The sequence below is a fragment of the Bacillus norwichensis genome, assembly GCF_014836955.1.
GTDB lineage: Bacteria > Bacillota > Bacilli > Bacillales > Bacillaceae_C > Siminovitchia > Siminovitchia norwichensis.
Window position 1 is genome coordinate 41,206 of the sequence record NZ_JACSPV010000030.1, and the last position, 10,383, is coordinate 51,588.

8 protein-coding genes and 2 pseudogenes are annotated in these 10,383 nt (G+C 40.7%); 9 read left to right on the top strand and 1 reads right to left on the bottom strand.

The annotated features are described in order from the left end of the window. Positions 1 to 51 precede the first annotated feature (51 nt). A complete protein-coding gene (locus H9631_RS15340) occupies positions 52 to 1,971 on the top strand; it encodes a heavy metal translocating P-type ATPase (RefSeq protein ID WP_191814299.1) in 1,920 nt (639 codons plus the stop codon). Between the two features lie 201 nt (positions 1,972 to 2,172). After that, complete coding sequence (locus H9631_RS15345) at positions 2,173 to 2,898, top strand: EcsC family protein (RefSeq protein ID WP_191814301.1); 726 nt, start codon at positions 2,173 to 2,175, stop codon at positions 2,896 to 2,898. Positions 2,899 to 3,150: 252 nt separating this feature from the next. On the opposite strand, the gene H9631_RS15350 is transcribed toward H9631_RS15345, so the two are convergent. Beyond that, entirely contained in the window at positions 3,151 to 3,879 is a 729-nt protein-coding gene (locus tag H9631_RS15350; protein WP_191814303.1) for an SDR family oxidoreductase, read from the bottom strand. Positions 3,880 to 4,079: 200 nt separating this feature from the next. Between H9631_RS15350 and H9631_RS15355 the strand changes: the two are divergent. The 7 genes and pseudogenes from H9631_RS15355 to H9631_RS15385 form a co-directional block, all read left to right on the top strand. Beyond that, a pseudogene (locus H9631_RS15355) lies at positions 4,080 to 4,412 on the top strand (winged helix-turn-helix transcriptional regulator); the annotation flags it as partial. 677 nt (positions 4,413 to 5,089) lie between these two features. Next, a complete protein-coding gene (locus H9631_RS15360; protein ID WP_225221080.1) occupies positions 5,090 to 6,058 on the top strand; it encodes an ABC transporter permease in 969 nt (322 codons plus the stop codon). Beyond that, positions 6,051 to 7,001, top strand: a complete 951-nt coding sequence (locus H9631_RS15365; RefSeq protein ID WP_191814309.1) for an iron chelate uptake ABC transporter family permease subunit — start codon at positions 6,051 to 6,053, stop codon at positions 6,999 to 7,001. Before H9631_RS15360 ends, H9631_RS15365 begins: the two co-directional genes overlap by 8 nt. Then, on the top strand, positions 6,998 to 7,759 hold the full coding sequence (locus tag H9631_RS15370; protein ID WP_191814311.1) for an iron ABC transporter ATP-binding protein: 762 nt from the start codon (positions 6,998 to 7,000) through the stop codon (positions 7,757 to 7,759). The genes H9631_RS15365 and H9631_RS15370 overlap by 4 nt, the downstream gene beginning before the upstream one ends. A gap of 20 nt (positions 7,760 to 7,779) precedes the next feature. Continuing rightward, entirely contained in the window at positions 7,780 to 8,736 is a 957-nt protein-coding gene (locus H9631_RS15375; protein ID WP_191814313.1) for a siderophore ABC transporter substrate-binding protein, read from the top strand. Positions 8,737 to 9,021: 285 nt separating this feature from the next. Continuing rightward, positions 9,022 to 10,028: pseudogene (locus H9631_RS15380) on the top strand (LLM class flavin-dependent oxidoreductase). Between the two features lie 52 nt (positions 10,029 to 10,080). Beyond that, positions 10,081 to 10,266 (top strand): small, acid-soluble spore protein, H family, encoded by a 186-nt coding sequence (locus tag H9631_RS15385; RefSeq protein ID WP_191814315.1) that lies wholly within the window; start codon positions 10,081 to 10,083, stop codon positions 10,264 to 10,266. The last annotated feature ends 117 nt before the right edge of the window (positions 10,267 to 10,383 follow it).

Below are 10,383 nucleotides of genomic sequence, written 5' to 3' on the forward strand. Positions count from 1 at the left end.
ATTATTATAAAGTGGGTGTTGTAAGCTACCAATTTTAGGAGGTGCAGAAGTATGAATCTTGAAATTCAAACAATCGAAAGTCAACATGATTTTCAAAAAATAGATTTTATCGAAAAAGTGAAAGCGAATGGTGAACTGATCGCAGCAATTGTCAGTGGTTTTTTTATCTTATTTGGATGGATTCTTGAAAAAAACGGAATGGACATCGCATCCGTAGTTTTCTATCTGCTTGCGTTTGGAATCGGAGGTTTCTCTAAAGCCAAAGAAGGTTTGGAAGAAACAATTAAAGATAAAAAGTTGAATGTAGAATTATTGATGATTCTTGCAGCAATTGGCTCAGCTGTTATTGGTTATTGGACTGAGGGGGCCATCTTGATCTTTATATTTGCATTGAGCGGAGCCTTGGAGACATACACGATGAATAAAAGTCATCGAGAAATCTCTTCTTTAATGGAGATTCAGCCGGAAGAAGCCTGGCTGTGGGTGAATGGTGAAACAAAACGAGTTCATGTTTCAGAGCTGAATGTTGGGGACTTGATTCTGATCAAGCCAGGTGAAAGAGTTCCTTCAGACGGTCAAATCACCCGAGGCAACACTAGTTTAGATGAAGCTGCTATTACAGGGGAGTCTTTGCCCGTTTCTAAGGGGGGTGAGGATGAAGTCTACGCAGGAACGCTGAACATTAATGGTTCTATTACAGTTGAAGTTACCAAACATAATGAAGACACTTTATTTCAAAAAATTATCCAACTCGTGCAGTCAGCTCAAAGTGAAAAATCGCCTTCACAGCTTTTTATCGAGCGCTTTGAAGGTAAATATGTCAAGGTTGTCTTGATTGTTGTTTTCCTCATGTTATTTGTACCACACTTTGCTTTTGGCTGGAGCTGGAACGAAACGTTTTACAGAGCTATGATTTTGCTGGTCGTAGCGTCTCCCTGTGCTCTCGTGGCGTCCATTATGCCGGCGACTCTATCTGCAATTTCAAATGGGGCTAGGAAAGGCGTTCTATACAAAGGTGGAGTACACTTGGAGCAATTGAGTGATATTAAGGCGATTGCCTTTGATAAAACGGGTACTCTGACTAAAGGAAAACCTGAGGTTGCCAATGTGATTACACGTGAAGGTGAAAACAGTGATCAGGTGCTGCTGACTGTAGCATCTATAGAAAAACATTCCAACCATCCTCTTGCAAATGCGATTGTTAAGTACGCACAAAATAAATTAACCGACCAATTCATTAATTTGGAATCAGTAGAAGATGTTGTTGGCAGGGGAGTAAAGGCAGTAATAAACAATGAAAGCTGGAAAATCGGAAAAGAAGACTTTATAAAAACAGGGGAGACAGATCAGGTTTTAGTCAACAGTGCGAAAGCTCTAGCCAATGAAGGCAAAACTACTGTTTATGTCCAAAAAGACGATGAATTAGTAGCAGTTATTGCATTAAAAGATATGGTAAGGCAAGAATCTATGAAGGCTGTCGATGAGTTGAAAAAACAAGGGCTTTTCACGGTTATGGTTACGGGTGATAATGAAAAAACAGCGCAGGTTATTGCTTTAGAAAGCCATGTTCAGGATTTTATAGCAGACTGTTTGCCGGAGAACAAGGTTGCTCAGCTGAAGGAATTGCAGAAAAAATACGGATCGGTTGCGATGGTGGGTGATGGAATCAACGACGCCCCAGCATTAGCCACGTCAAATGTTGGTATTTCTGTTGGAGACGGTACGGATGTCGCACTTGAAACAGCAGATATGATCTTAATGAAAAATGATTTACTGCGCATACCGGAAGCGATACGTTTATCGAGAAGAATGAATAGAATCATCAAGCAAAACATTTTCTTTTCAATAGGGATTATTGCTTTGCTGATTTTATCAAATTTCTCCCAGGTGATTGATTTGCCTCTAGGGGTTATTGGACACGAAGGTAGTACAATTCTTGTTATTTTAAATAGCTTAAGACTTTTGAAATAAGGTACTGGACTAAGTTCCTCACTTGAGTATTAGTACAAAATTAAACCGCATGAAATTAAACGTAAAAACGTTGATTCCATGCGGTTACTGATTTTTATAGAGTTTTAGATTTAGATTTTTTTCAACTTGCGAGTGAATGTGTGAAACTATTTAGGGGACTATTCGTATACATGATAAATCATATATAAGGATGAGTCAGATATGACCGAATATGAGAAAAATATAATAGAAGAAATTCGAAAATGGAGTAGAAAAATAAACAAACGTTCAAGCCTTATGAACAGGATTTCAAAAAAGGCGCAAACGAAGGTAAATGGGTTCATTCCGGAAAAATTCCATGAAATCATGACAGAAAGTATTAAAAACATGGTGAAAGCAACGCTTGTTGGTTCTGACTTCCTTACTCGGAAGAATCAGGCTTCAGACATGAGGTTATTTGAACGGGATGAACTTGTTAAAAGAAAGCTGGATGGTTATCGGAAAACCGCGGTCATCGAAGGTGCTGGGACTGGGGCGGGCGGAATATTGCTTGGGTTAGCGGATTTCCCATTGCTCTTATCCATTGAGATGAAATTTTTATTTGAGGTTGCAGCTATTTATGGTTTTGATACAGAGGATTACTCTGAGAGGCTGTTTATTCTTCATGTATTCTTGCTTGCTTTTTCCAGTGATGATACCCGTAAGAGAACATTCAATATTATAGCGAATTGGGAAGAGGAGAAGGGTCAGCTGGCAGATATGGATTGGCGCGAATTTCAACAAGAATATAGAGATTATATTGATTTAGTGAAAATGCTCCAACTGATACCTGGATTTGGCGCCATTGTTGGTGCATATGCAAACTATAACTTGCTGGATCATTTAGGTGAGACAGCCATGAATGCTTACCGACTCCGGTTATTGAATGAAAATTTAACTTCCTTCTGAAAAAGTCTTCCACATCTATACGTGAAGGTGTAAAAGCACGAGTAAAAGTGGAAGATAAATCGAGGAGCAGCCTGCTGTCTCTTTTAGCCATATGGTTGGCTCTTGTTGAAGGCTGCTCTGAAAGGCCTTCGGAGCAAAGGTTTTTACACTTTTAAATCCTCACCAAAAAATAAAACTTCGAAACACATCCGAAATAACTAACGCTTGTATTTTATTGGTTAAAGGTATAGCTCTTCTAATAAAAACCTATTTTCAGCGTAATATATACCCACCATCAGGGAACAGTATGCTGCCCGTCGTATACGTGTTTGTCATCAAATAGATGACGGAATGGGCTGCCTCATCGGATGTACCCACTCTGCCGGCCAGATTAACCCGAGCATATTCCTCGTAGGATTGCTCCCGCACTTCCTGCTCGACCCCTTCCCAGTTAAATGATGTCCGAATCGTTCCCGGAGAGATCGCATTGACCCGAATTGGGCTAAGCTCAACTGCTAGGGCTTTGCCAAGACTCTCGATTGCTCCGTTACATGCAGCATAGGAGGCACCGTCCGCCGGAGGTCGCTGGCCAAACGCTCCTGACATTAACACGATGGAACCGGTTGGCTTGATAAACGGCACTGCGTATTTCACGGAGTTATACTGTGGCCAGAATTTGGCGTCAAAGCAGCTATGCGCTACTTCAGGGCTGGATGTGATTGGTCCTCTGACATACGAAGCGCCTGGCGTGAACAAATGTTCAAAGCTCCCAACCTGTTCAAAAAAAACTTGCAGCTGCTCTTCATCCCGGTTGTTTAATGGAAAGATATCAGTATGAGCCGGTCCGATTTCACGCATGGCACGTTCCAACTTCTCGCGAGAACGTCCAGCCAAAACAACCGAAGCCCCTAACTCAACGGCCTGCCGGGCCGTTGCTAGCCCAATGCCCGAACTGCCGCCGACGATGACGACGCGCTGATTTTTCAGAGAATATATAGACATATCTTCTTTTACCACCTTTCTTGCGAATAGATTGTTTTCCTTCGCTATTCTTCTATTATTAGCCCAAAAAAAGCCGCTGCAAAGACGTCACTTTAATCGGACTAAGTACGAAATTTCGTACTTTTGTTGCTGAGATGGCTTTACCACCACATTCTTGGAAAAATAATCTTGGCAGAGTATGATAGTAGCGAGGTGATAACATGATCAGGGATTTGAAGGAGCCGCGTCTTCAAGGGGTGCTCACTACCCTAGAAATAATCGGTGGTAAATGGAAAACGCTTATTTTGTTCATTTTGTTGATCGACGGTACCCGGCGTTTCGGAGAGCTCATGCGTCTGATTCCGGATGTATCCCGGGGCACCTTGGCCAAGCAGCTTCGGGAACTGGAAGAAGCTCGGTTGATTGACCGCATCCTTTATCCTGAGGTTCCTCCACGGGTTGAGTATCGACTGTCTGGTCATGGCCAAAGCATCGTTTCGGTGTTAGACGCAATGTGCGGATGGGGACGACAGCATGATGAATATATCCAATCCCTAGAGAAGGTGAACGATCTTGCTACATTCCCCAAAGCTAATCCTCTCGATAGTTGTGATAATATAACCGATTGAAGCCATGAATAACAGGATCGGCCCATTGAAGAAGGACGAAAGCTCTAAAAGCTTCGTCCTTTTTTAGCGTTGCCGGGCATTATCTTTTTGGAAAACCCCACAAGAAAAGACCCAACCAACAGATGCTGTTCCTTGTGAGTTTTTTGAAAATTCCTGCTGTCCTGTAAGTACCCCTCACGAAGTTCAATGCTTGTTATTTGTTAAAAATAAGGCAAATTAAATGTACGGGAAGTACTAATAAAAATAAATCATTAGGAAACCGTCGTGTCTTTTCTGACAACAGGACGTCGTCAAATGGATCAAGCGTACAGAAGCACCCTAAAGCTGAATGTGCCTTTATCACACAATCAATATAATGTAATTCTGTCGCAGAACCATCTAAAGCTTACAATGAGAGAAGCCCTTCATGATATGATTAAAATCATTTTGGTAGCTAAAAGGGATTTCTTGACTAAGATTGCGAGTCTTGTTCTTTTCTTACCTTTTCAACAGATTGCTTGGGGAAACTCTCGATCATTTGATTGACTCTTTTCAAACAGGTGCTATAATTAATTTGAGCCTTAGTGATAATGATTTTCATTCGCCGCCTATATTACATAAGGATGTTTGGTGGGGGATCCGTGAAACTTAAACTTTTGATACCAATATTATTGGTTTTATGTATTTTATCTTTATTTATAGGGGTTAGCAACATCACTCCTATTGATTTATTGGACTTTCAATCTGAGGAAACACAGGTATTTCTAATCAGCCGTCTGCCAAGGTTGTTGGCGATCGTATTGGCAGGAGCAGGCATGAGCATTGCGGGACTAATCATGCAGCAATTGAGCCGCAACAAATTTGTTTCGCCTACTACAGCCGGCACACTGGATGCTACCAGATTAGGAATTCTTGTTTCGATGCTGCTGTTTGCTAATGCGACGATGCTGGAAAAAATGGCCGTATCCTTTGCCTTTGCGCTTGCAGGGTCGCTTTTATTTATGCAAATCCTTGACCGCATCAAATTTAAGGATGCGATTTTTATTCCGTTGGTCGGTCTTATGTTCGGGAATATATTATCATCGGTAACGACGTTTTTTGCATATCGGGCAAATGTCATTCAAAATATGTCAGCCTGGTTGCAAGGGGACTTTTCCATGATTATGAAAGGGCGATACGAGCTATTGTATATAAGTATCCCTGTCCTGTTACTCGGCTATTTCTATGCCAATCGGTTTACTGTTGCTGGCATGGGAGAGGACTTTGCAAAAAATCTGGGGTTATCCTATAAACGGATTGTTAATATTGGATTGATTCTAGTTGCCTTAATTACAACGACAGTTGTTTTAACGGTGGGCATGATTCCATTTCTCGGCTTGATCATTCCGAATATCGTATCGATTTTTAAAGGTGACCATCTCCAGAAAACACTACCGCATACGGCTTTGCTTGGAGCCATATTCCTGCTCATATGTGATATATTGGGGCGTGTCCTTATTTATCCATACGAGATTTCTATCAGCTTAATGGTGGGAATTATTGGAAGCGCCATTTTCTTATATTTGCTGTTTAGGAGGAAGGCCTATGCGTAATTCAGTAAAGATGGGCATTCTCTTCCTAATTGCTTTGGGTCTTTGCCTGCTCTATTTGTTTCATGATTTGAATGGAAGCTTCGATTATGCATTGCCCCGGCGGGTAATTAAAGTGCTTGCGATGATTATAACAGGTGGAGCTATTGCATATGCAACGGTTATTTTTCAAACAATTACACATAATCGGATATTGACACCAAGTATAATGGGGCTGGATTCTCTCTATTTGCTCATTCAAACATTTTTTATTTTCTTTTTAGGCTCTGAACACATAACAGTTGTAAATAAACAGGTGAATTTTCTACTATCAGTCGCGGCGATGATTATCTTTGCGCTACTCCTGTATCGGTTTTTATTTAAAAAAGGGCAGCAGTCGATATACTTCCTTCTTTTAATCGGAATAATTGTCGGTACTTTTTTTCAAAGCATCAGCACCTTTTTACAAGTATTGATCGATCCGAATGAATTTTTAATTGTACAAGACCGCATGTTTGCGAGCTTTAACAATGTCAACAGTGATCTTGTATGGCTGTCACTTCTGTTCATCCTAGGCGTCTTTGCGATTGGGTGGCGATCTGTCAGCAGCCTGGATGTAATGTCGCTTGGACGTGATGCTGCTATAAATCTTGGGATTCCCTATGATAAAACAGCACGAAAGATGCTTATACTGACTGCCGTCCTTATTTCAGTTTCAACGGCGCTCGTTGGCCCGATCACTTTTTTCGGACTAATCGTCGCCAATCTGGCTTATCAGTTTTTCAAGACATACAAACACAGTATTCTCATTACCGGAGCAATCCTTTTAAGTGTTATCGCCCTTGTCGGAGGACAGTGGGCTGTGGAACGGGTGTTCACTTTTTCCACGACGTTAAGCGTTATTATTAACTTCGTTGGCGGCGTTTATTTTCTTTACCTATTGCTTAAGGAGAGTCGATCATCATGATTGAAGTCTTGGGATTGTCTAAATTTTACGGCAAGAAAAAAGTGGTTGAAGACGTATCAGTTAAAATTCACAGTGGTCAAATTACGTCATTTATAGGTCCGAATGGTGCAGGTAAATCGACCCTTCTATCCATGGTCAGCAGACTATTGGATGCAGATACAGGGGAAGTCCTGCTTGATGAGACAAATATGAATAAAATGAAATCCAACGAACTTTCGAAAAGGGTTTCTATTTTAAAGCAATCTAACTATGTGAATGTAAAACTGACAATCAGGGAGCTGGTGTCGTTCGGGAGATATCCATATTCAAAAGGCCGGTTGACAAAAGATGATAAACTTATGGTCGAACAGGCTCTTGAATATATGGAATTAATAGATATCCAAGATTCCTATCTGGATGAATTGTCAGGCGGTCAGCGTCAGAGAGCTTTCATTGCAATGGTTATTGCCCAGGATACAGATTATATCCTGCTGGATGAGCCACTTAATAACTTGGACATGAAACACTCTGTCCAAATTATGAAAATTTTGCGAAGGCTTGTAGATGAACTGGGGAAAACCGTCGTGATTGTCCTACATGACATCAACTTTGCCTCCGTTTATTCTGACAGGGTTGTAGCGATGAAAAACGGTAGAGTAGTGAAAGATGGTCCGACTGAAGAGGTTATTCAGTCTGCGGCACTGAAAGAAATATACGATATGGACATTCCAATTAAAAACTTAAACAATTGCAGAATATGTGTGTATTTTAATTCGTAGACGAAGGAGATTCTTGTGAAGTGAAGAAGTGGACATTAGTTTTAGTGCTTTTCATTGCTGCGCTTATATTTACAGCCTGTGGAACGAAAGAAGAAAGCCAATCCGGTGAAAAGGACTCGAATGGTACGGAAAAACAAACGGAAGAAATTACGATCAAACATGAATATGGCGAAGCGAAAATTAAAGAAAACCCGAAGAATGTCGTTGTCTTTGATTTCGGTGTACTTGATACCCTGGATGAATTAGGGGTTGAAGTAAAGGGTGTACCGCAAACTGCCATTCCAGCCTACCTTGAAAAATATGCTGGAGAAGAATATACAAATGTAGGAAGCTTGAAGGAACCAGACTTTGAAGCTGTTCATGAATTGAAGCCGGATGTTATCTTCATTTCTGGACGTCAGGCCGAGTTATATGATCAATTTGCTGAAATTGCTCCTACAGTATATATGGGAGTCGATGACGCTAAATACATGGAATCCTTTGAGGATAATATGAATACTATCGGAGAAATTTTTGGTAAAGAAGACCAAGTCAAATCCGAGCTTGAAGATATTGAAAATCAGGTTTCTGCTGTAAAAGAAAAAGCAGAATCCCTAGATAAAAAAGCCTTAATAGTTTTGGCAAACGAGGGAAAAGTGAGTGCTTATGGGTCGAAGTCAAGATTTGGCTTGATTCACGATGTTGCCGGCTTTAAACAAGTTGATGAGAATATTGAAGTCTCCACTCACGGGCAGGGTATTTCGTTTGAGTATATTTTAGAGAAAAATCCGGACATCCTTTTCGTAATTGACCGGAATGCAGCAATAGAAGAAAATGCGGAGCCTGCCAAAAAAGCAATCGAAAATGATTTAGTGAAAAAGACAAACGCATATAAAGACGGAAAAATCATTTACTTGGATGCAGACTACTGGTATCTTTCCGGTGGAGGACTGAAATCCATGAAAGAAATGGTTAAGAGTGTAGAACAAGCTTTTTAATGGAGGGAGCCGCTGCAAAACATGCAGCGGCTTTTTTCTGCTTTGAGGCAAGAGCCGCAGGTGAGGATACGACTGGAAAACTGAAAAAAATAGTAAAGATCGAGAAGCTATTATCTAGACGGCCTTGAAGGTATCAAAATGATAAAATCAGTTAGTCTTTTCCAATTTTCATTTATTGGATTATTCTGTTTAATATATCAGATCTGGCTAGGCAACTGATTTTAAATGCCAGATTAAGGCACACAATAAATGGAAAGTTGCAAAGAATGGAGCTGCGCAAATTCAATGAAATTAAGCGTTATTGATCAATCACCCATAGCATCCAATAAAACGGCAAGGGAAGCCCTAATGGATTCAGTGAAAATCGCCAAGGAAGCTGAACGGCTTGGATATACCCGATATTGGATTGCAGAACACCATGATCTACCCGGAGTTGCTTGTTCAGCTCCTGAAGTCATGCTTGGTTTGATTGGCAGTCAAACGAATACAATCAAGATTGGATTCGGTGCTGTTTTGCTGCCCCATTACAAACCATTTAAAGTGGCGGAAGTATGTAATATGTTAGCTACACTCTTTCCTGATCGCATAGATGTAGGGATTGGGCGTGCACCTGGCGGGTCCGCCGAAGCGACCGAGGCATTATCCAGCCATTTTCTACAAAATGTTTGGAAGCTTCCAGAGTTAGTTGATGAACTCTTAACATTTTTGAACGATGATTTTACTACTGGGAGTGAATATACCACGCTTTCAGCATCTCCAGTCCCCTCAATGGCTCCGATTCCTTGGATTTTTGGTACAAGTGAAAAGAGCGCATTTCTTGCAGCGGAAAAAGGGACTGGGTATAATTTTGGCCATTTTATGAGCGAGAAAGACGGTAAAGCAATTATCCAAAAGTATATCGAGTCTTTTAAGCCGGGCAAAATAAGGCTCAGCCCAGAAGTGCTCATAACTGTTTCTGTAATTTGTGCAGAAACAACGGAGGGAGCTTGGAATATCGCGCGTTCTTCAATCATTTGGTGGATCCAAAAAGACAAGGGTGAAGGAAAGAAAGGTATTCCTTCTATTGAAGAAGCATTAAAGTATCCTTTATCCATACAAGAACAAGAATTAGTTGCAAAGATGGAAAAGAGAATGATCATTGGAAATCCAAAAGAGGTGAAGGAAAGAATCATGAATTTACAGAAGGAGTACAGAGCGGGAGAGATCATGATTCATACGAATACTTCTCCATTTATGACAGGATTCAATCTTATAAATTAATTGCCAAAGAACTACTCTTATTTAAAGAATAATTTTCGCTTCCTGTTACATGATAAAAGAAAAACGGCAGGGAGTGATGAAAAAGTGGAACTAAATCGGGCTAAGCAAATTTTATCTTCATCGGCGGATATTGAAGTGAAGTACAATGGTGTCTCTGTGTGGATTGATCAACTTAATGAAGACGGGAAAACGGCGACAGTTCATTTGCGGGGACCGAACAAATTTGAAGAGAGATCCTATGCTGAAATATCGGAGTTGAAAGAGGAATAATGGATGCCGTCCACGGGCGGCGATTTTTTTATTATTAAAGACTCAACTTTCGCACCAACAAAATAAGTACTAATCGTTGGCTAGACTGAATCTTGAGCCTATCAATTATGTTGCTTG

Excerpts from the sequence above, each read along its gene's own strand:
- H9631_RS15340 (WP_191814299.1), top strand. The coding sequence starts at position 52 with ATGAATCTTGAAATTCAAACAATCGAAAGTCAACATGATTTTCAAAAA.
- H9631_RS15345 (WP_191814301.1), top strand. The coding sequence starts at position 2,173 with ATGACCGAATATGAGAAAAATATAATAGAAGAAATTCGAAAATGGAGT.
- H9631_RS15365 (WP_191814309.1), top strand. The coding sequence starts at position 6,051 with ATGCGTAATTCAGTAAAGATGGGCATTCTCTTCCTAATTGCTTTGGGT.
- H9631_RS15350 (WP_191814303.1), bottom strand. The coding sequence starts at position 3,879 with ATGTCTATATATTCTCTGAAAAATCAGCGCGTCGTCATCGTCGGCGGC.
- H9631_RS15370 (WP_191814311.1), top strand. The coding sequence starts at position 6,998 with ATGATTGAAGTCTTGGGATTGTCTAAATTTTACGGCAAGAAAAAAGTG.
- H9631_RS15360 (WP_225221080.1), top strand. The coding sequence starts at position 5,090 with ATGTTTGGTGGGGGATCCGTGAAACTTAAACTTTTGATACCAATATTA.